This window comes from Flavobacterium cryoconiti (assembly GCF_048158645.1).
In the GTDB taxonomy this organism is placed as follows: Bacteria; Bacteroidota; Bacteroidia; order Flavobacteriales; family Flavobacteriaceae; genus Flavobacterium; species Flavobacterium cryoconiti.
In genome coordinates, this window is sequence record NZ_JBLNKW010000003.1 from 326,188 (window position 1) to 347,247 (window position 21,060).

The 21,060-nt window shown below is 32.1% G+C and carries 18 protein-coding genes; 6 read left to right on the forward strand and 12 right to left on the reverse strand.

Annotated features, from left to right (window positions below):
* Nucleotides 1–29 precede the first annotated feature (29 nt).
* A complete protein-coding gene (locus ACM55H_RS06605) occupies nt 30–695 on the forward strand; it encodes an endonuclease III domain-containing protein (protein WP_416835767.1) in 666 nt (221 codons plus the stop codon).
* Nucleotides 696–805: 110 nt separating this feature from the next.
* Here ACM55H_RS06605 and ACM55H_RS06610 read toward each other — a convergent pair whose 3' ends face one another.
* Together ACM55H_RS06610 and ACM55H_RS06615 are read right to left on the reverse strand one after the other, a co-directional pair.
* Entirely contained in the window at nt 806–949 is a 144-nt protein-coding gene (locus ACM55H_RS06610) for a hypothetical protein (protein WP_416835768.1), read from the reverse strand.
* Nucleotides 950–1,000: 51 nt separating this feature from the next.
* Nucleotides 1,001–1,585 carry an RNA polymerase sigma factor gene (locus ACM55H_RS06615; protein ID WP_039107547.1) on the reverse strand — a complete coding sequence of 195 codons (585 nt, stop codon included), beginning with the start codon at nt 1,583–1,585 and terminating at the stop codon, nt 1,001–1,003.
* Between the two features lie 430 nt (nt 1,586–2,015).
* Between ACM55H_RS06615 and uvrA the strand changes: the two genes are divergently transcribed.
* Nucleotides 2,016–4,814, forward strand: a complete 2,799-nt coding sequence (uvrA, locus tag ACM55H_RS06620) for an excinuclease ABC subunit UvrA (RefSeq protein ID WP_416835769.1) — start codon at nt 2,016–2,018, stop codon at nt 4,812–4,814.
* 4 nt (nt 4,815–4,818) lie between these two features.
* Here the strand turns inward: uvrA and ACM55H_RS06625 are convergent, their stop codons facing one another.
* The 7 genes from ACM55H_RS06625 to ACM55H_RS06655 form a co-directional block, all read right to left on the reverse strand.
* Nucleotides 4,819–5,118 carry a hypothetical protein gene (locus ACM55H_RS06625; RefSeq protein ID WP_416835770.1) on the reverse strand — a complete coding sequence of 100 codons (300 nt, stop codon included), beginning with the start codon at nt 5,116–5,118 and terminating at the stop codon, nt 4,819–4,821.
* A 428-nt stretch (nt 5,119–5,546) separates the two neighbouring features.
* Nucleotides 5,547–7,016, reverse strand: coding sequence for a lipopolysaccharide biosynthesis protein (locus ACM55H_RS06630; RefSeq protein ID WP_416835771.1), 1,470 nt, complete (start codon nt 7,014–7,016; stop codon nt 5,547–5,549).
* A 42-nt stretch (nt 7,017–7,058) separates the two neighbouring features.
* Nucleotides 7,059–8,342 (reverse strand): glycosyltransferase family 4 protein, encoded by a 1,284-nt coding sequence (locus ACM55H_RS06635; protein ID WP_416835772.1) that lies wholly within the window; start codon nt 8,340–8,342, stop codon nt 7,059–7,061.
* A gap of 106 nt (nt 8,343–8,448) precedes the next feature.
* Nucleotides 8,449–8,574: a hypothetical protein gene (locus ACM55H_RS06640; protein ID WP_416835773.1), complete on the reverse strand. Its 126-nt coding sequence runs from the start codon at nt 8,572–8,574 to the stop codon at nt 8,449–8,451.
* A gap of 57 nt (nt 8,575–8,631) precedes the next feature.
* Nucleotides 8,632–8,784, reverse strand: coding sequence for a hypothetical protein (locus tag ACM55H_RS06645; RefSeq protein ID WP_416835774.1), 153 nt, complete (start codon nt 8,782–8,784; stop codon nt 8,632–8,634).
* 40 nt (nt 8,785–8,824) lie between these two features.
* Nucleotides 8,825–11,257: a YfhO family protein gene (locus tag ACM55H_RS06650; protein WP_416835775.1), complete on the reverse strand. Its 2,433-nt coding sequence runs from the start codon at nt 11,255–11,257 to the stop codon at nt 8,825–8,827.
* Between the two features lie 48 nt (nt 11,258–11,305).
* Nucleotides 11,306–11,587: a DUF4834 family protein gene (locus tag ACM55H_RS06655; RefSeq protein WP_035670903.1), complete on the reverse strand. Its 282-nt coding sequence runs from the start codon at nt 11,585–11,587 to the stop codon at nt 11,306–11,308.
* A gap of 123 nt (nt 11,588–11,710) precedes the next feature.
* On the opposite strand from ACM55H_RS06655, the gene ACM55H_RS06660 reads away from it, so the two are divergent.
* On the forward strand, nt 11,711–12,676 hold the full coding sequence (locus ACM55H_RS06660) for a transporter (RefSeq protein WP_416835776.1): 966 nt from the start codon (nt 11,711–11,713) through the stop codon (nt 12,674–12,676).
* An 8-nt stretch (nt 12,677–12,684) separates the two neighbouring features.
* Nucleotides 12,685–13,803, forward strand: coding sequence for a GTP cyclohydrolase (locus ACM55H_RS06665; RefSeq protein WP_416835777.1), 1,119 nt, complete (start codon nt 12,685–12,687; stop codon nt 13,801–13,803).
* 92 nt (nt 13,804–13,895) lie between these two features.
* Here ACM55H_RS06665 and ACM55H_RS06670 read toward each other — a convergent pair whose 3' ends face one another.
* Nucleotides 13,896–14,369: a hypothetical protein gene (locus tag ACM55H_RS06670; RefSeq protein ID WP_416835778.1), complete on the reverse strand. Its 474-nt coding sequence runs from the start codon at nt 14,367–14,369 to the stop codon at nt 13,896–13,898.
* 119 nt (nt 14,370–14,488) lie between these two features.
* Nucleotides 14,489–15,751 carry an aminotransferase class I/II-fold pyridoxal phosphate-dependent enzyme gene (locus tag ACM55H_RS06675; protein ID WP_416835779.1) on the reverse strand — a complete coding sequence of 421 codons (1,263 nt, stop codon included), beginning with the start codon at nt 15,749–15,751 and terminating at the stop codon, nt 14,489–14,491.
* A 229-nt stretch (nt 15,752–15,980) separates the two neighbouring features.
* Here ACM55H_RS06675 and ACM55H_RS06680 point away from each other — a divergent pair, with 229 nt between their 5' ends.
* Nucleotides 15,981–16,766: an NYN domain-containing protein gene (locus ACM55H_RS06680; protein WP_416835780.1), complete on the forward strand. Its 786-nt coding sequence runs from the start codon at nt 15,981–15,983 to the stop codon at nt 16,764–16,766.
* Here the strand turns inward: ACM55H_RS06680 and ACM55H_RS06685 are convergent.
* On the reverse strand, nt 16,763–19,144 hold the full coding sequence (locus tag ACM55H_RS06685) for a hybrid sensor histidine kinase/response regulator (RefSeq protein ID WP_416835781.1): 2,382 nt from the start codon (nt 19,142–19,144) through the stop codon (nt 16,763–16,765). The genes ACM55H_RS06680 and ACM55H_RS06685 overlap by 4 nt on opposite strands.
* A gap of 183 nt (nt 19,145–19,327) precedes the next feature.
* Here ACM55H_RS06685 and ACM55H_RS06690 point away from each other — a divergent pair, with 183 nt between their 5' ends.
* Nucleotides 19,328–20,836 (forward strand): FMN-binding glutamate synthase family protein, encoded by a 1,509-nt coding sequence (locus ACM55H_RS06690; RefSeq protein ID WP_416835782.1) that lies wholly within the window; start codon nt 19,328–19,330, stop codon nt 20,834–20,836.
* Nucleotides 20,837–21,060 lie beyond the last annotated feature (224 nt).

Sequence of the window (21,060 nt, forward strand, 5' to 3'; positions counted from 1 at the left end):
TTTTCTTTACAAATCAAATTTACTGAATAATGAATAAACAAGAACGTGTAACGTTTGTTATAAATACGTTAAAAGAATTATATCCAACGATTCCTATTCCGTTAGACCATAAGGATCCTTATACTTTACTGATTGCTGTTTTACTTTCAGCACAATGTACTGATGTTCGCGTGAATCAAATTACGCCTTTGCTTTTTGCGAAAGCTGATAATCCGTATGATATGATTAAAATGTCCGTGGAAGAAATTAAGGAAATCATACGACCTTGTGGCTTGTCACCAATGAAATCAAAGGGAATTCATGGTTTATCTCATATTTTAATTGACAAACACGGCGGGAAAGTACCTCAAAGTTTTGAGTTTTTAGAAGAATTACCGGCTGTGGGGCATAAAACGGCAAGTGTGGTCATGTCTCAGGCTTTTGGCGTTCCAGCTTTTCCTGTAGACACCCATATTCATCGATTAATGTATCGATGGAATTTGACTAATGGAAAAAATGTGGTTCAAACAGAAAAAGATGCTAAACGTATTTTTCCAGAGGAATTATGGAATGATCTGCATTTAGAAATCATTTGGTATGGTCGGGAATATTCGCCAGCACGAGGTTGGGATTTAGATAAAGATATTATCACCAAAACGATTGGAAGAAAATCAGTTATAGATGATTACTATAAAAAGCATCCCGTTTCTAAATAAAAAATTGCACTAATTTTAAATAAAATTAGTGCAATTTAATAATTCAAGTACTAAAATTGTAGCTTAAATTTTTTCAATACAATAACATCCAATACCTAAATTGACTGTTTTTAATTCGCTATAATTTCGAAATTTTTATCTTCTATTTTTATTATGCTTAACGCTTTTGAATAATTCAATAAAAAAGAAACGATTTCTTTCTCGGGCTTCATCTTCTTAGAAAGTAATGATTTTTTAGAGTAAATTTTTGCCATATTGTAATAAATTTGTTTTTATATTACAACGGAGCAAGTTTCAATTTATTGTTAATTAGTCAAAACAATTTGATGTTTATCAATAACTTTCCTCATATTCATTAATGCATAACGCATTCTGCCCAAAGCAGTATTTATACTTACACCTGTTACCTCAGAAATTTCTTTAAAACTCATATCCTGATACATTCGCATGACCAAGACTTCTTTTTGGTCAATTGGAAGTTCTTCGATAAGTTTCTTCAAATCCATTTCAACTTGCTCTGCGATTAGCTTATTTTCTATTGTAAGAGAATCATCAGACATTATTGAAAAAATAGAAAATTCCTCTGTTTCTCTGAACATGGGCATTTTTTTTGTTTTTCGATAATGATCAACAATAAGATTATGAGAAATTCTCATTACCCACGGTAAGAACTTTCCTTCTTCATTATAGGAATTTGATTTTAAGGTTCTTATTACCTTAATAAAGGTATCTTGAAAAATATCATTCGAAATATCTCTATCGGAGATTTTTGAATATATAAAACCATAAATTTTTGATTCGTGTCTTTTGATTAATGAAGCTAAGGCATCTTCATTACCTGCAACATAATCCTGCACCAATAATGCGTCTGGAAGTTGTGTATTAGCCATAGTTATACTTTTTAGTTTTTAATTAAAATGGAGATTTTTCTCTAAAAAGTAGTTTTGTAGTATAGGCTAATGCTTAATTAGGGTTATTATATTCTTCAAATTTAGCAAATAATTATTTTAACAAGCAAATTAAATTAAGAAAAATTAACATCTCAAAAATAAAAATGTTAAAATATATACGCAGTTTTTACGTTGAAGGGGGAAAAGCAATGGTATTATCAGATAAAAGCTTGTTTCAATTAAAAAAATGCTATTTGAAAAATTAAAAAAATACACCTGAAAAAAATATTTAACAAGAAATTTAATAGATACAAAATATCCTGAGAATAGCATTTCTTATTTCCCTCCATTAATAATCCAAAATTTGTGATTTGTTCAACCTCTTTTCTCCGATGAAAATTGATTACTTTTGTGAAAATTAATTGTTTTTATGCAAGTTGACCTTTCTAAATTAGATCCTAAGAAAAATATTATTATAAAAGGCGCACAAGTACATAACTTAAAAAATGTAGATGTTGCGATTCCTCGAAATAAATTAGTTGTTATCACAGGACTTTCCGGATCAGGGAAATCAAGTCTGGCATTTGATACTTTATATGCCGAAGGACAACGCCGTTATGTAGAAAGTTTATCATCCTATGCACGACAATTTCTTGGTCGGTTAGACAAACCAAAAGTGGAATACATCAAAGGAATTGCTCCTGCAATTGCTATTGAACAAAAAGTAAACACAACAAATGCACGTTCTACAGTAGGAACTTCAACAGAAATTTACGATTATATAAAATTATTATTTGCTAGAATTGGACGTACCTATTCTCCTATTTCCGGACGAGAAGTAAAGAAAAATACGGTTACCGATGTGGTAAACGATGTGAAAAAATTTGACATTGACAGCAAATGGTTACTACTTGCTCCTATTAATCTGGAAGAAGGCCGAAAACTGGAAGACAAACTAAAGGTACTTTTACAACAAGGTTTTGCTAGGATTCAAGTTAATAATGAAATGGTTCGATTAGATGAAATCGACCAACATTCTTTAGACAATAAAGACATAAAGCTCATTATTGATCGAATTGTTATCAATCCCGAAACTTCGGGAGAAGAAGAATTCTACAATCGATTGGCTGATGCTGTTCAAACCGCTTTTTTTGAAGGAAAAGGAATTTGTTATTTGCAAGAATTAAATTCGGATAAAAGTTTTTCTTATTCTAATAATTTCGAATTGGACGGAATTAATTTCTTGGAACCTAATGTACATTTATTCAGTTTCAACAATCCTTATGGTGCTTGTCCTGTATGTGAAGGATACGGAAATATAATAGGAATTGATGCTGAATTAGTAGTGCCAAATACGACCTTATCCATATTTGAGAATGCTATTTTCCCATGGAGAGGTGAAAGTATGAGCTGGTTTAGAGATGAATTAGTAAACAACGCCTATAAATTTGACTTTCCTATTCACAAACCTTTTTATCAATTATCCGAAGATCAAAAAGAATTGATTTGGAATGGAAACACCTATTTTCAAGGTCTGAATGATTTCTTTAAGGAACTGGAAGAAAAAAATTATAAGATTCAAAACCGTGTGATGCTTTCTCGTTACCGTGGAAAAACCAAATGCCATTCCTGCAAAGGAAAACGCTTGCGAATAGAAGCTTCTTACGTAAAAATTAATGATAAAACAGTTTCTGATTTAGTTGATTTACCTATTAAGCATTTGGTTACTTTTTTTCAAAATATTGACTTAGATGTTTACGAAAAGCAAATTGCAAAACGACTATTATTGGAAATTAATAATAGATTATCGTTTTTAACCGAAGTTGGTTTAGATTATCTTACTTTAAATAGAAATTCAGCAACACTTTCCGGTGGGGAATCTCAACGTATCAATTTAGCAACCTCATTAGGAAGTAGCTTGGTTGGATCCATGTATATTCTAGACGAACCCAGCATTGGTTTACACCCAAAAGATACAGAACGCCTCATAAAAGTATTATTGTCTCTTCGTGATTTAGGCAATACTGTTATTGTAGTCGAACATGATGAAGACATAATGAAAGCTGCTGATATGATTATCGATATTGGTCCGGAAGCGGGAACTTTAGGTGGTAATTTAGTTGCCCAAGGAACGTATGACGAAATCCTAAAATCAACTTCACTTACAGCAAAATATCTGAATGGCGATTTAGAAATTACTGTTCCAAAAAAACGAAGACCCTTCAAGAATTTTATAGAAATAAAAGGCGCCAGAGAAAACAATCTGCAAAATATTGATGTGACTTTTCCTTTGGACGTATTGACCGTTATTACAGGAGTTTCTGGAAGTGGAAAAAGCACGCTTGTAAAGAAAATTTTGTTTCCTGCTATGCAAAAAAAACTGGAAAATGCAGGCGAAAAAGCGGGTCAATTTACTGAAATGACCGGTTCATTTTCTCAAATTAAACATATTGAATACGTGGACCAAAACCCAATTGGAAGAAGTTCTCGTTCTAATCCAGTAACATATATTAAGGCTTATGACGATATTAGGGAATTGTACGCCAAGGAAAAATTATCAAAAATAAGAGGATACCAAGCCAAACATTTTTCTTTTAATGTTGACGGAGGAAGATGTGAAACCTGCAAAGGAGAAGGTTCTATAAATGTAGAAATGGTTTTCATGGCTGATGTACAATTACCTTGTGAAACCTGCAATGGGAAACGCTTTAAGAAAGAAGTCTTGGAAGTAGCTTTTGAAGGCAAAAACATACATGATATACTCACTATGACTATTGATGATGCCATTGCGTTTTTTATAGCCAATAAGCAAGCTAAAATCACTCAAAAGCTACAACCGTTGCAAGATGTTGGATTAGGATATGTACAACTAGGACAATCCTCTTCTACATTATCAGGTGGTGAAGCACAACGTATAAAACTGGCTTCATTCTTAGTGAAAGGCGCTACAAAAGACAAAGCGCTTTTTGTATTTGACGAACCAACCACAGGATTGCATTTTCATGATATCAAGAAATTATTGGCTTCATTTGATGCTTTAATAGACAAAGGACATTCGATAATTGTGATTGAACACAACCTTGACCTTATAAAATGTGCAGACTGGATTATTGATTTAGGTCCCGAAGGAGGAGAAAATGGAGGCAAATTATTAGCAGTGGGAACTCCTGAAGAAATTGTAAAAATAAAAAAATCAATTACTGGAAAATACCTAAAGGATAAATTATAAAAATCTATTCTGAATAGCATTTTTCTTCAAAGGTATTTCCATCCTCATCGATGGCAATCAATATCTTTTTTTCTTTAGAAGCTACATAGGTTAAATAAACCCAAGCAACTGACCACAAACCTAGTGTAATACAACAAAGTAAAAAATTGAAAGTGTGATCAACTTCTTTTCCTCCTTTTGATAAAATCGCAAAAGGTAATTTATCATTTCTTTCTGTAATAATAAATCCATTATGAATTTTATTAGCAATGATATTTGAAAATTTTTGTAAATTTTCTTCGTTAGTCATGTGGTTAATTTTCATAATTTCTGTTTTTATTCTTAGCCAATTAATCCTATCTACTCCAATTAATTAATTCAAATAATTAAAAACAAAATTAGGAGTTCAATCTAATTTGCACAATACCCACTTTTGGTGATTTTTGCCCAAATGCTAAACACTTAAAATCTCATACTCTAACTATCAAAATACACTACAAATGTATTTTTAAAAAAGTGCTAAAACCTTATAAAATATTTGGATAAACTTATAAAATTTACAGTATTAAAATCAAAACCTTTTCTAAACTAGAAGATTAGAAACATTACTGTATTATGGGAAATGGAAAATTTGTAATAAATGGATTAAAAAGGAGAAAATATAATTCAAGCATGAATTAGGTTATTCTTGAAAAAAGAATTATTCCTTTTAGTATTGAAACAATTACTTCAGTTAAAGAACTCTTAATTTTATTATATTTTTATTTTCAACTTTTTCAAAACAGTATCAAGAACTTGATTTATTTCAGTTGAAACAACAAATTTATAATTAAGATAAACATATAAAATAGTTACCAAAATAGATTTTAATCCTATAGCAATTATTGGATTTAAAGGAAATTCCCAAAAATAAAACAACAAAAACAAAACAAAAGTAATTGCCATAGAATGCAACGTCTGATTCGTAAAAGGAAACAAATCCAAGCGTTTGACCACAAAAAGTAATTTGGCTAAACTATACAGAGTGATTGATAATAAAGTGGCAAAAGCTGATCCGATAATTCCATATATTGGAATAAAAATCATGTTCAATCCTATTGTCAAAATCACTAAAAAAACGCCTAAAAACAGGACTGCCCTATAGTATTTGGTATTAAATATTATAGCATTGTTATTACCCAACATCAAGTCAAAATATTTAGAAATTCCAATCATAAAAACGACCAAAATACCGCCACTATATTCTTTTGGTACCATTTCATACAATTGATTGATATTTACAAAAATGCATAACATTACAAAACCACCCACAATTTGCAAATTGATTGATGTTTTTTTATATAAGCTATTTAGTTCGTCATGTTTATTCTCGTGCATTAACTTTGCAGTAATGGGATAAACAATTTGATGCATGGCACGACTTGGAACTGATATGACCAAAGCTATATAAGTAGCAACCGAATAATACGCAATATTCTCGATCTTCATGTATTGGTTCAAAATAATTTTATCGCCATCCAAAAGTAAATTGGCCACACTTCCGGATAAAATAATATAAAAAGTGTATTCCATTATACCTTTTACATTGTGTGGAATCGAGAATTGAAAAACTGGCTTCTTTATATAAAATGCATATAGCATAGTAACAATAAAAGCTAAGAAATAAATACCGGCAGTAATATATACAAAATCAACAACCGTTATCCAATGAAAGTAAACTCCAATCAATATAAATAAAGAAAATAAACGCAGACCTACTTCCTTGATAAAATTTCCAAAAACAGAAAACATGTGCACTCTTGCCCAAGCATAAAATATTTCAAAATAAGCCATACACAATCCTGTAAACGGGATAAGCCAAATAAAATCTTTTACGACAGCATTTTTCTTAGAAATAAAAAATGAAATCTCATCAAAGAAAAAGAATCCAATTATTCCTAAAGGAATACACATTAATAATGGGAATAATATTGTAAAAGATAAAAACTGTGATCGCTCCTCTTCGGTTTCATATTGTGCATAAAATTTCACAAGAGTGTTTTGCATACCAATCGCAAATAAAGGCATAATAACATTTGCAGCCGAAAGAACATAATTCGTCAACGCATAATATGTTGCTCCGAGAAAAACAGGATATAAATAAAGTGTATTTATTGCCCCAATTCCAAAACCGATATAAGTTATTATTGTATTCTTTAAAGACTGATTTAATACTATTCCCATTTTAGGAGTTTAAGATTTAAAGTTGCAAAAAAGATTGCTCTTTTAATTAATCAATTGTGCTAATTCTTTGGTAAGATTCTTTCTGGAATATTTTTGCAAACCTACTCCATTCGATTGTAATTTTCCTGCCAAAAACTGATTATAAAAGTCCAAAATTACACTTTTTAGCTTCACTTTCTCAGAATAATCAAAAAACACACCTGTATTGGTTTCTGTTATAATTTCGGCAAAATCAGAACCGCTCGGGCCAATCGCAACAATTGGTCTTCCAGAAACCATATATTCGAATAATTTACCAGGAATAATACTCTTCGTATCCTCAGAATCAATTTCAATAAGCAATAAAACTTGTGATTTTCTTTGATGTGCAATCGCCTCCGCATGTGAAACATAACCCAAATTATTCAAATACGGATTTAATCCAAATTGGGTAATGGTTTCCAATACTTCCTGACTAACTGCTCCAATTAATTTTATTTCTAAATGGGATTTAAAATCTGGAATTTCATCAAGCAATTCAATCAAACAATCCCATAGTATCAAAGGATTTCTTTCTGAAAGGAAAGAACCGATATGAGCCAAACTAAATTTAGAATCCAAAGATTGCTTTTCAACATTCTCCGTATCATAACCATTCGTTATAACAGCAATTGGTTTGGCTGTAATGGCTTCAAATTCGGTTTTGGTAGTTTTACTGGTTACGATAATCGTATCAGCTGTATTCAAAACCAAATGTTCTAATGTTTTGTGTTTTTTGGCTGCATAATTAGATAATCGCAACGATTTATGATACCCAATAGTGGTCCATGGATCCCTGAAATCAGCAAACCATTTTAGATCTAATTTTTGTTTTAATTCTAATCCAATAAGATGCAAACTGTGCGGCGGTCCAGAAGTAACAATGATGTCAATATTATTTTCTTTAATATATTTCTCTAAATAAGCAACCGATGGTTTTACCCAAAAAACACGGGCATCAGGTATAAAAAGGTTTCCGCGAATCCAAAGAAAGGTTTTATCAAGAAAACTTTGTTTCTTCTTATTGGGAATAATTCCCGAACTGATTTTTTTGGTTTTGTTTTTCGAAAGAAACGAAGCCAATTGATAGGGTTCAAAAATCTTCTGTTTTAGAATAATCGCTTTATCCGAAACTTCTTTTACTAAATTTTCATCGACAATTGGATACGTAGGATTCTCAGGAATATATACAATAGGTTGAATTCCAAAATCAGGCAAATATTTTACAAACTTAAGCCAACGTTGAACGCCTGGTCCTCCCGCCGGTGGCCAATAGTAGGTGATTATTAAGATTTTCTTTGATTCCAAGTTTAAGATTTAGAAGTTTAGGGTTTAGAAGTTTAACTTAAAACTTCTGAAATGCTTCGCCTGTTCGCTTTTTCAGGCTCGGGTCAAAATCGTTAATCAACAATCTTCAATCATTTTTTTTATTTAGCTTTTCTAACTCTTCAATGTCTAAAATATCTTTGGGTCTGTTTGTAGCTTTTTTAGCTTTTATCAAATTATCATAATCTAAAAAATAAACAGGAATTTCTTTCAAGATAACGAACATTGTTTTCGTTGAGTTTTTCCCAAATGTCTAAAATTTCTTGAAGCATTATTTTTTCTGAATAATTCTTGGTGCAGTTTTTAAGGCATACGAAATCTCAACCAAAGCCATAAATCTTTCTATCCTTTCAGAGTACAACTTTTGCAAATCAGAAGTTTCAATTTCTTTTTGAGTCAATCTATTTTCGCTTTTAGATTTCATATTCAAATGTACAATTTTAGAAAAACATATAGACTAATTCTTATATTCTATTCTCATTTTCTTGTATTCTTCTCTGCTCTAAATAAATTCCTCCAATTAACAATAACAGCATTCCTATTGTACTAAAAAGTGCAATTGTACTTCCTGTTTTTATAACTTGTGGTTCAAACTTGAATTCAACAGCATGCTTCCCAGCAGGAACAACAAGTGCTCTTAGCGTATAATCAGTTCTTATATGAGGAGTCAATTTGCCATCGATATAAGCATTCCAGCCTTTTCCATAATAGATTTCAGAGAAAACGGCTAATCCTTCATTGCTATTGTTCGAAGTATATTTTAAATCATTGGGTTTGTATGAATTCAAAGTTATTGTAGCCGAACTGTCTTTGACGAAAGCCTTATTTTTAATTTCAAATTCTTTTTGATTGACTACTGCCACATTTTTAGAATCTAATTTATCCAATGCTTTCATTTCTTCATCAGTAGAAGGGACTAATTTTACCTGACTTACAAACCAAGCATTTCCATTAGTGTTTGGATTTTGAGTTGGGATAGAATTGCCTGTGGTATCTTTTTGAATTACATACTTAACATTAAGCATATTAAGAATTTCCATATTGTTTTTGGCAATTTGGAAATCAATTAATTGCTGCATTCTTTGAGGCCTTACAGCACTATAACCACCTATTGATTTATGGAAATAAGAAGTTCTAGCACCTAATAAATCACCCACTTCAAAAACTCTGTAATTAGTCGTATCTTTTAGGATTTGGGCATCAGCAGGTGTTTCCTGAAAAGGTACTTCTACCTCTCTTCCGTTGACAAAATCTTTACCTGAAACATATTTTTTATCAACAAAAAATAAATCGAAAATCATTAAAATACCCACCAAAATTATAGCCGTATTCTGAGCGAATTTATTTTTTATAAACAACCACAAAACACCTGCTGAAAGCAAAATAAAGAAACCGGAACGCAATAAATCTGCTGAATATAAACTCTTTCTGTCTTCTTTAAGTGCGTTTATAAAATCTGGCCCATAATTTTGCAAATAATACTCGTCACTACCACCTGAAAAACTAAACAGGCTTTTACACAAGAACAAAATCAAAATCACTCCCAAACTAAAAACACCAGTTTCTAATAATGCTTTTTCCTGCAGTTTAGGAATCGTTTTATCTAATTTGAAAAAAGATTGTAATCCCATAATCGCAAGGACCGGAAAGCACAACTCTAAAACTACTTGTATCGAGGAAACTGCTCTAAACTTATCATACATGGGAACATGATCAATAAAAAAGTCCGTCAAAGCAGGGAAATTTTTACCCCAAGAAAGAACTAATGCCAGAAGTGCTCCGGAAAGAAATACATATTTAATTTTTCGCTTGTCAATAAACAAAGCTAAGATTCCTAAAAAGAAAACTACAGCTCCAATATAAGCTGGTGCAGCAACAATAGGCTGATCACCCCAATAGGTTGGCATTCCCGAAACAAAATCGTTCGCCTGAGCTTCCGGTACACCTTTACCGATCATGAAGTTATACATTTCGCTGTCTTGACCTAAAGCTTCATGATTTGAACCTCCAAAAAGTCTTGGAGCAATAAGGTTGAAACTTTCGGCAATCCCATAACTGTATTCTGTAATATAATCATGCGTCATCGCACTATTGCTCGTCGTTTTTGACCCGTCAGGATTAAAGGTTAATTCACTTTTACCACGTATACTAAAATTAGTATACTCGGCTGTAGCCAATAAATTAGTCGCATTTGCACCCAAAGCAAAAATTCCGGCAACCGCCAAAACGCCAAAAGAATACAACAATGATTTATATTCCTTCTCTTTTACTGCCTGATAAATAAAATAACCTGAAAGGATTAATAAGAAAATCAACAAATAATACGTCATTTGAAAGTGGTTGGCATTAATTTCTAATGCCACAGCAAACATGGTCAGCAAACCGCCTGAAATGTATTTTTTTCGAAAAACTAAAATAAAGCCGGCAATTACGAGCGGCATATAAGCAATAGCATGGGCTTTGGCATTATGTCCAACACCAAGTATAATAATCAAATAAGTAGAAAAACCAAAAGCCAATGCACCGAAAAAAGCTTTCAAAGGGTCAATTTTTAACACTAACATTAACCCATAAAAACCAAGAAAGTACAGGAATAAATAATCCGCAGGACGAGGTAAAAACCGTAAGGCATCATCAATTTTTCCAATATAATCATGAGGATAATTAGCTCCTAGCTGATAGGTTGGCATTCCTCCAAAAGCTGAATTTGTCCAATAAGGTTCCACATGATCTGAGGCTCTAAAATCATTTTGCTCCTTTGCCATTCCGGTGTATTGAGCAATATCCGATTGGGAAATTTGTTTTCCTTGCAATACAGGATAAAAATAGATTAGAGATGTGAGCACAAAACCAAGTATGGCCAGCGCATGCGGATAGAACTTATTTATTATTTTCAATTTTTGAAAGTTTGGTTTAAAGTATGAGATCTTAGTTTTACGGCAAATTTAATCTATTTCTTCGTAATCCACATAATCTCCTACTTTTTTGGTTTCACGAGGATTTTTGGCATTCGCAGCATTGTAAATCACCTCGTCTTTACTTTGCGTTGTTTTCCAAGAATTATCCTGTGAATATTGCTGTTGCTGTTGAAAATTTTGTCCCGCTTTCTCCACTACTTTCTTAACTAATAAAGGCAAGAATAACTTCGCCAAAAATTTAAAAATGTAATAGAAAGCCAGAATATAAAATATCGTTTCTATAAAACCCGTAAAAGAAGCTGTTTGCATAATCAAATATTTTTTGCAAAATTAACAAATCCAACATTCAAAATTAAAATATCATTCTTAAATAAATAATAAAATATAGTACATTTGAAAAGCGTTATTACTTTTTAACCCAAAAAAAATAATATGTTCAAAATCAAAATCTTATTTTTTGCTTCCCTTTTTATGATTCCGAGTATTCATTATGGACAGCATACGGATCAAATCAACTCTAACAGACCCGGTGAAACCATGTCTGCTTTTGCAGTTGGAAAATCAGTAATCCAAATAGAAACAGGCATTTACGGCATTAAAGAAAAACATAATTTATTGAATTATGATGCCAATGGTTTTGGGATTGATGCCACATTAAGATGGGGATTATTCATGGAAAAATTAGAATTGATTGCCGATTTACAATACCAAAACGAGAAATTCACCACACTATTCAATAACACCAATCGATCCGCTTTAAAACAAACGGTTTTAGGAGCTAAATATCTAATTTACGATCCATTTAAAAATTACGAAAAAAAAATAAATATTTACAGTTGGAAAGCCAACCATGCTTTCAATTGGCACCAATTAATCCCTGCAGTTTCCGTATTTGCGGGAGCTAATTTTACAATGGCTGACAATCCGTATTCATTTTCTCCAAAATCCAGCATATCCCCAAAAATAATGTTGATTACACAAAACCATTTGGGAGACGGAAAATGGGTTTTTGTAACCAATATCATAGCCGATTATATTTCGACAGATTATCCCAGTTATGGCTACGTATTAACATTAACAAGAGGATTCAATGATAAATGGTCCGGATTTATAGAAAATCAGGGCTTCAAAAGTGATTTTTACAGTGATGCTATTGTTCGTGGAGGCGCTGCTTATTTACTAAACAAGGACATGCAAATTGATGCTTCAATAAGTACAAATTTCAAAGATACTCCTTCCATTCTTTATGGCGGAGTTGGTTTTTCCTGGCGTTATGATGCTAATTATCAAGAAGTACGAATGAGCATTGACAGCGGAGACAATAAAAAATCAAAATCAGTAAAAAAAGCAGAAAAGAAAAATAAAAAACGCAAAGACGAAATAGAAAACACGCAATAAAAAGAATAATGATTACAATACAAGAAGCTAAAACAAAAAAGGAGTTAACGGATTATATCAAATTCCCTTTTTCTCTATACAAAAACAATAAATACTGGGTTCCACCAATCATTGCTGATGAATTGGAGACCTTTGACAAAACTAAAAATCCTGCTTTTGAAAATGCTGAAGCCTACTTTTATATCGCCTACAAAGACAACAAAATTGTAGGTAGAATTGCTGCAATAATCAATTGGAGTGAAGTGAATGATCAGCAAAAAAAGAAAGTGCGTTTTGGTTGGTTTGATGTAATCGATGATATCGAAGTAACCAAAGCACTTTTAGAAAAAGTATATGAATTAGGTCGAAAAAACAATCTAGAACATGTTGAAGGTCCAATGGGATTTTCTAATTTAGATAAAGTTGGCGTTTTGACGGAAGGTTTTGACGAAATAGGAACCATGATTACCTGGTACAATCATCCGTATTACGCCAGTCATTTTGAGCAATTGGGATATAGCGTAGAAAAAAAATACTTAGAAAGTAAATTCCCTTTCGAAAACGTAAAACCAGAATTTTTTGAAAAGGCAAATGATTTGGTAAAAAGAAGGTACCAGTTAAGTCCGCTTAATTTTAAAACTACCAAAGAAGTGATGCCACATGTAGATAAAATGTTTGACTTATTCAACGAATCCTATGCTTCTTTATCGTCTTTTGTAGCTATTTCTGACATTCAAAAAGAGTATTTCAAGAAAAAATACATCAGTTTTATCAATCCAGAATTCATCAAATTTGTAGAAGATAAAGACCATAATATTGTTGCTTTTAGTATTGTTATGCCTTCATTTTCGGAAGCATTGCAAAAATCAAAAGGAAAATTATTCCCTTTTGGATTCCTTCATTTGCTGAAAGCCAAAAACCAAAGTAAGGATATGATTTTCTATCTGATTGGTGTGCATCCTGATTACCAAAACAAAGCAGTTACTGCAATAATTTTCAACGAATATTACCATACTTTCAAAGAAAAAGGTGTCGTAAATTGTTTCAGAACTCCTGAATTAGCAGATAACCTTGCCATTCACAACTTGTGGAAACATTTTAATCCTGTAGTTCATAAACGCAGATGTACTTTTTTAAAGAATTTGTAGTACTTTAAATTTTAGTACTAAAACTTAAAAATCCATTGACTTAGGCTAATGGATTTTTTTAGTTTTAAATAATTTTATTTTTAAAAGATAAACTACATTTTGCAATCCACTTTTGACAAAACTATATTCCCGTCAAATTTTAATTGTTTCGTGTCTTTAAAAGTTACTTTTCCTTTATTATCATCTACAACATTACCAAAACCTTCAACATAAGTATTTCCTTTTTTCAAGAAAACAACTTGACGAACTGTGGCAAGACCTTCGGACATAAAAGCATAGTCAGCAAAAAGCGTATCACCTTTTATTTTCCCAACTAATGTTCCAAAGCTTTTATCTTTCTCATAAAAATTATAACTTAATTTCCCTGAAGTCAATTGATCTCCTTTTATATTCAAAGTCATTGAAATCGTATCCTTTTTTATAATTGCGCTATAACATTCTTGGGATACAGGTTCTTCTACAACTATTTCTTCTGGTGCAATTGGCGTTTCTTCTATTTTATTTTCTTTCTTACAAGAGATAAAAACATTAATAAAAACGACACCTAATACAATTATTTTTTTCATAAACTTTAAATTTAAGTTGCATAAATATACTCTTTATTGGTCAGATAGATTTAAAAAAAAATCCATCAACAAAAGCTGATGGATTTTTTATAAACTGAAAATTGCAATAATTTTAAAAACTAAGCATCTAAATCAACTGTAGTTCGTGCTGCAATTTCTTTGTAAGTTCCGTTTAATAATTTCTCACGAATCGCTTCAAAAGCCGTTAGTGTTTCGTCAATATCTGACAAAGTGTGAGGTGCAGTAGGAATAACACGCAATAAAATCATGCCTTTTGGAATTACCGGATAAATTACTATTGACAAGAAAATACCATAATTCTCTCTTAAGTCATTCACCATCACCATCGCTTCTGGCACACTTCCTTCCAAGTAAACTGGTGTAACACAAGTATTGGTATCACCAATATTAAATCCTTTACTTCTCAAACCACCTTGCAAAGCATTTACATTTTCCCATAATTTGTCTTTCAATCCTGGGTTGTCACGCAACAATTGCAAACGTTTCAAAGAACCAATAGTTTGAATCATTGGTAATGCTTTCGCAAACATTTGAGAACGCAAATTGTATTTTAAATAATCGATAATATCTTTATCGGCAGCCACAAAAGCACCAATATTCGCCATTGATTTGGCAAAAGTTGAGAAATAAACATCAATTCCATCCTGACAACCTTGCTCCTCGCCTGCTCCAGCACCTGTTTTACCAAGTGTACCAAAACCGTGAGCATCATCAACTAAAAGACGGAAATTATATTTCTTTTTCATTTCTACAATCTCTTTCAACTTTCCTTGTTGCCCACGCATCCCAAAAACACCTTCAGTAATAAAAAGGATTCCTCCCCCTTGTTCAGTAGCTAATTTTGTGGCACGTTGCAGGTTTTTCTCCATACTTTCAATGTCGTTGTGCTTGTAAGTAAAACGTTTTCCGCTATGCAAACGAACACCGTCAATAATACAAGCGTGTCCATCTACATCATACACAATAACGTCATTTCTAGTCACCAAAGCATCAATGATAGAAACCATTCCTTGGTAACCAAAATTCAATAAATAAGCCGATTCTTTCATTACAAAAGCAGCCAATTCATTCTCTAATTGTTCGTGATATTTAGTGTGACCTGACATCATACGAGCACCCATTGGAGCAGCTGCACCATATTCTAACGCTGCATCCGCATCTGCTTTACGCACTTCAGGGTGATTTGCAAGACCTAAATAGTCATTCAAACTCCAGTTCAAAACCTCTTTTCCTTGAAATTTCATTCTTGGTCCTAAATCTCCTTCTAATTTTGGAAATACAAAATATCCTTCTGCTTGTGAAGCCCATTTCCCTAATGGTCCTTTATTGTTTTGAATCCTTTCGAATAAATCTTTTACCATAATATATTAAGTAATAATTTTAATTTTAAGAAGTTGCAAAAATAATTATTTAAATTTTATAATGGTATTGAAAGTAAATTTATTTTTCAGGAGCTATTTCCTGCTCTACACTGTATCTTTTGTGCCGAAGAAAAATCGGCACAAAAGGATGCCGTTTCGATCAGGGCTAAAAAGCGTATTCATCAATAAACTTTGTATATTTGAATAAATATTTCAACATTAGAAATTTATGTCCCAAGATACAAAAGAATTAAAACTAGCCGTTCTCATTGATGCTGACAACGTTCCATACAGTAATGTAAAAGGAATGATGGAAGAAATAGCCAAATTTGGAACACCAACCACCAAACGTATTTATGCTGATTGGACCAAACCAAATGCAGGAGGCTGGAAAAGTGTTTTATTGGAACATGCTATCACACCTATCCAACAATACAGTTACACGGTAGGTAAAAATTCTTCGGATTCAGCGATGATTATTGACGCTATGGATTTGTTATATTCGGATAAAGTAGATGGTTTTTGTATTGTTTCCAGTGATTCTGACTTTACACGTTTAGCCATTAGACTCCGGGAATCTGGGATGAAAGTCATTGGAATTGGAGAACAAAAAACCCCCAATTCATTTATTGTAGCCTGTGATCGATTTATTTACATTGAAGTATTGGACGGCGCCATCAAGAAAAAAGCAAAAAAACGTTCGGCTGACACTAAAAAACCTGTGGAGAAACCCGTGGAGAAACCTGTGGAAAAATCGTTAAACAAAATAGATGTAGACACGATAGAACTTATCGAAACCACAATAGAAGATATTTGTGATGATGACGGTTGGGCTTTTCTTGGAGATGTTGGTAATCTTATTGTAAAAAGAAAACCTGAATTTGACCCACGAAATTACGGCTTTTCAAAATTAACTCCTATGCTAAAATCCCTTACCGATATTCTTGAAATCGACGAAAGAGAATCCGACAAAAAAGGAATCAAACACGTTTATGTGCGATTGCGTTTCAGTTAAACTAAGTTTTTCACAACCTGGAATAAGACTTCTTTTTTAATTGGTTTCGATAAATAATCATTAATTCCAATTTCTTTAACGCGCTGTTTTGTGGTTTCCATCACATCGGCGGTTACTGCAATAATTGGTATATTACTATTATGTGCTCCTGCTTCACCATTTCTAATGGCAATCGTAGCTTCATAACCATCCATTATTGGCATTTGAAGATCCATCAAGATAATATCAAATTGGTTTGTTTTGAAAGCATCCAGACATTCCTGTCCATTATTTACATAAACTACAGTCGTATTCAACCATTTTTTTGTAATCATTTTAATAACCATTTGATTAATGGGGTTATCTTCAACCACTAAGATTGATTTACCTTCTAAATCATAAACAATTGGCTCAATTACCACTTCTTTTACTTTTTGTTGTTCTGCCACATCAAAGTCAATTGTAATTTTACACGTTGTACCCTCATTAACTTTACTATCCATTAAAACAGTTCCGTTTTGCATATCTACAAGAGTTTTTACAATATAAAGCCCTAATCCAAGTCCTCCAAATTTTCGCTTATTATCGATATTATTTTGAGAGAAAGAATCAAAAATACTGTTCATTTTATCTTTGGAAATTCCCACACCAGAATCTGAAACAGTCAAAATCAAACTGGCTTTATTGTTTGGTTTCAATTCAGCATCAATACTGAATTTCACAAATCCAGTAGCCGTAAATTTAATGGCATTATTCAATACATTGTTCACCACCTGAACCAATCGGGTCACATCTCCAATTAAAAAATCAGGAATAGTGTCTGATTTTGAAAACTGAAATCCCAACCCTTTATCTTTAGCGATATTGATGGCATTATTCTTCAAATGTTCCAAAACCTGAACCGGATCAAATTGATTATTTTCCAGTCTTAATTCTCTTTTTTCAATTTTAGAAAAATCCAAAATATCATTAACGGAACTCAACAAACTATGGGAAGAATACTTTATAATCTGACAATTTTTTCTAATTTTATCATCTTGAACTTCACTGGAAATAGAATCGATTAAATTCATAATGGCATTCAACGGAGTTCGCAATTCATGACTGATATTTGACAAGAAGTATGATTTCAAATCATTCATTTCTTCCGAACGAACTAAAGCAAGACGATTGAGTTCATTCTTTTCATTTTTAAGATTTCGAATTAAATTTGACATCGAAAGCGAAAGAAAAATAATCTCTAAACCGGTACCCAGCTTAGAACTGTTTTCAGTTAAAAAATTATTAGGAACCTGACCAAAATTGTTCAGAATAAAAACCCCAAATCCTAGAATTAAAAAGAAAATCCCAATGGTAAATAAAGAGTCTATTGGCTTTTTTTTATAATAAAGATATCCAATGGAACAAATAATCAAAATCAAAAATATTAACGCTAATACATTCACCAACATATAACAATACAACAATGTAACAGGAAGTACGATTGCACAAAACAATAAAACAAATAGTAATGCATAACTAACATTAAACAACGTATAAAATGTTTTACTATATTGTTTAATTTTCAGAAAAACTTCACTGTATTTACCTGATAAAAAAGCGGCAATTATTGCAAAAAACAACACGGCATGATTTGAAAACCAGCCACCGTAAGGCGTAACAATCTGAAAGAAAAAACCATCTAACGAAAACTGCAACAAACCAACAAAAACAACATACAAACTGTAGTACAAAAATGTTTTTTCGCGTAAGGCAAAAAAGAAAAAGAAGTAAATAATCGCTACAATAACTAAAATACCATAGAAAACACCATATATCAATTGCTCTTTTGAAACCATCTTGATAAAACTTTCAGAGGAATACAGTTTTATTGGCATTTTTATTACTTCTCCATCACTCTTTAGATGTAAAAACAATTTTAAATTGGATTTTGGTGCTATTTCAATTTTAAAAATGGTTTTACGATTATCAAAACTTCGTTTGGAATAAGGAATATTATCGCCACTTATTGATTTAGTTATTTTTCCAGAAACTCCATTAACAACATACAACTCAACCAAATCAGTTATGGGACGAGCTGTTTCTAAATAATAGTTCAAAGATAAATTTGTAGGGTTCTCAAGTTCCGTTTTAGACCAAAAATTATTTTGTGTAAAGCCTAAATCATCACTTTCATTTTTTAATTTTTTAACATTCAGTGAATTGTAATTTTTAATCACAAAATGAATATCTAAATTTCTTTGACCAACATCCGTAATTGTAGTAAAATTATAAAGGGAAATCTCTTTAGGAATTGCATCATTCCTAAAAACATATTGTGAATGGGCGCTTGTAAAAAACAACAAGAAAAACAATAATTTCAAAGTAATCGAAAATTCGATGCATTTTTTCTGACCCATGTTTAATAAATTACAATTAGACAAAAACACTTACGTAAAAAAGAGCTCTTTAGTTTTTTAACAACTCTTTTTTAATTGTGCTTTTCTATTTTGTGAAATAAAACAATTCCTTTCAAATAATAGTTACAAAAGTGCAAAATCTTTAATATTCTTACTAATTTAGTAGTTGAAATAACTTTCATTATGAGACAAAAATTTTTCGTTTTAGGAATTACTGCATTTATAATTACTTTGGGTATTTACTTATATTTTAAAGTAGGCCTATTTTTATTAGTTTTTTTATTGATTCTATTATTGATTGGTTATGCCAATAGTATTCAACAGAAACACGCCATTTTAAGAAATTTTCCTGTTTTAGGTTATTTTAGATATTTATTTGAAACGATAGCGCCCGAAATTCAGCAATATTTTATCGAGCGTTCCACAGATGGAAAACCATTTTCAAGAAATCAGCGAACTCTGGCTTATCAAAGGGCCAAAAATATTGATGCGACAACCCCTTTTGGAACACAATTAAATTTAAATCAATCGAGTTATGAGGGAATTAAACATTCTATTTTTCCTGCAAAAGTCAATGAAGAATTACCCCGAGTTCTAGTTGGTGGACCTGATTGTACGCAACCCTATTCGGCTTCGTTATTAAACATTTCGGCTATGAGTTTTGGTTCCTTAAGTCAAAATGCTATTATGGCTTTGAACAAAGGAGCCCTCAAAGGCAAATTCTATCACAATACAGGCGAAGGTGGTTTGACTGAGTTTCATCAACAAGGCGGAGATATCACTTGGCAAATAGGAACAGGATATTTTGGTTGTCGTGATGACAGAGGTGGTTTTGACGGAGGCAAATTTGCTGAAAAAGCAAATTTGCCAGAAGTAAAAATGATTGAAATTAAATTATCACAAGGAGCCAAACCAGGACATGGCGGTGTTTTGCCAGCTGCAAAAAATACAGTCGAAATAGCTAAAATTAGAGGCGTACAACCACATACAACGATACTTTCTCCACCTGGTCATGCTGCATTTTCAGATACAAAAGGGTTAATAGAATTTATTGCAAAATTACGTTTGCTCTCTAATGGAAAACCAATTGGTTTTAAATTGTGTGTTGGTGAAACCAGCGAATTTGAAATGATTTGTCAAGAAATGATTACTCAAAATTGTTTTCCTGATTTCATTACCGTTGATGGTGCCGAAGGTGGGACTGGCGCTGCGCCACTTGAATTTGCGGATGGCGTAGGAATGCCATTTGAACCGGCGCTTATTTTTGTAAATAAAACATTAGTGAGTTTTGGTATTAGAGACAAGATACGCATCATTTGCAGTGGTAAAATAATTTCAGGCTATTCTATTTTAAGAGCTATCGCGCTTGGTGCTGATATGTGTAATAGTGCACGTGGATTCATGTTTTCGTTGGGATGCATTCAAGCCTTGCGATGCAACAATAACACATGTCCTACCGGAGTTGCTACACAAGACAAAATGTTAATCAAAGGATTAGTTGTAACTGATAAATCAGAACGGGTTTTCCATTTTCATAAGAACACACTACATGCTGCTAACGAACTCTTGGCTGCTGCAGGCAAAAAAAGTTTTGCCGATGTTGATATTAATATTTTTATGCGTGGCGATGAATTTGCTCATTTATCTGATTTGTATTTTCCAGACAATTTAAAGAATGTGACAAGACACTAAAAGCAACAAACAAAAAAGGAGGGCGTTTATAGCCCTCCAATCGTTGATTTTGATTTACCATTATCTAACTTATACTTTAACTCGTATAGCTGACTATTGAATTATCATATCTTATTACAAGATTGATATACTCAAGTAATTAATCAAAATCACACTCAAAGATACAATTTAATCCCGCCATACAACTTACAAATCAGAATTTTAACTAATCGTTAACGTGTCAA

Bases quoted from the DNA above. Each gene is read 5' to 3' on its own strand.
- ACM55H_RS06665 (WP_416835777.1), top strand. From the start codon at position 12,685: ATGATTACAATACAAGAAGCTAAAACAAAAAAGGAGTTAACGGATTAT.
- ACM55H_RS06690 (WP_416835782.1), top strand. From the start codon at position 19,328: ATGAGACAAAAATTTTTCGTTTTAGGAATTACTGCATTTATAATTACT.
- ACM55H_RS06680 (WP_416835780.1), top strand. From the start codon at position 15,981: ATGTCCCAAGATACAAAAGAATTAAAACTAGCCGTTCTCATTGATGCT.
- ACM55H_RS06605 (WP_416835767.1), top strand. From the start codon at position 30: ATGAATAAACAAGAACGTGTAACGTTTGTTATAAATACGTTAAAAGAA.
- ACM55H_RS06615 (WP_039107547.1), bottom strand. From the start codon at position 1,585: ATGGCTAATACACAACTTCCAGACGCATTATTGGTGCAGGATTATGTT.
- ACM55H_RS06645 (WP_416835774.1), bottom strand. From the start codon at position 8,784: ATGAAATCTAAAAGCGAAAATAGATTGACTCAAAAAGAAATTGAAACT.
- ACM55H_RS06685 (WP_416835781.1), bottom strand. From the start codon at position 19,144: ATGGGTCAGAAAAAATGCATCGAATTTTCGATTACTTTGAAATTATTG.
- ACM55H_RS06625 (WP_416835770.1), bottom strand. From the start codon at position 5,118: ATGAAAATTAACCACATGACTAACGAAGAAAATTTACAAAAATTTTCA.
- ACM55H_RS06610 (WP_416835768.1), bottom strand. From the start codon at position 949: ATGGCAAAAATTTACTCTAAAAAATCATTACTTTCTAAGAAGATGAAG.
- ACM55H_RS06670 (WP_416835778.1), bottom strand. From the start codon at position 14,369: ATGAAAAAAATAATTGTATTAGGTGTCGTTTTTATTAATGTTTTTATC.
- ACM55H_RS06675 (WP_416835779.1), bottom strand. From the start codon at position 15,751: ATGGTAAAAGATTTATTCGAAAGGATTCAAAACAATAAAGGACCATTA.
- uvrA (WP_416835769.1), top strand. From the start codon at position 2,016: ATGCAAGTTGACCTTTCTAAATTAGATCCTAAGAAAAATATTATTATA.
- ACM55H_RS06655 (WP_035670903.1), bottom strand. From the start codon at position 11,587: ATGCAAACAGCTTCTTTTACGGGTTTTATAGAAACGATATTTTATATT.
- ACM55H_RS06630 (WP_416835771.1), bottom strand. From the start codon at position 7,016: ATGGGAATAGTATTAAATCAGTCTTTAAAGAATACAATAATAACTTAT.
- ACM55H_RS06660 (WP_416835776.1), top strand. From the start codon at position 11,711: ATGTTCAAAATCAAAATCTTATTTTTTGCTTCCCTTTTTATGATTCCG.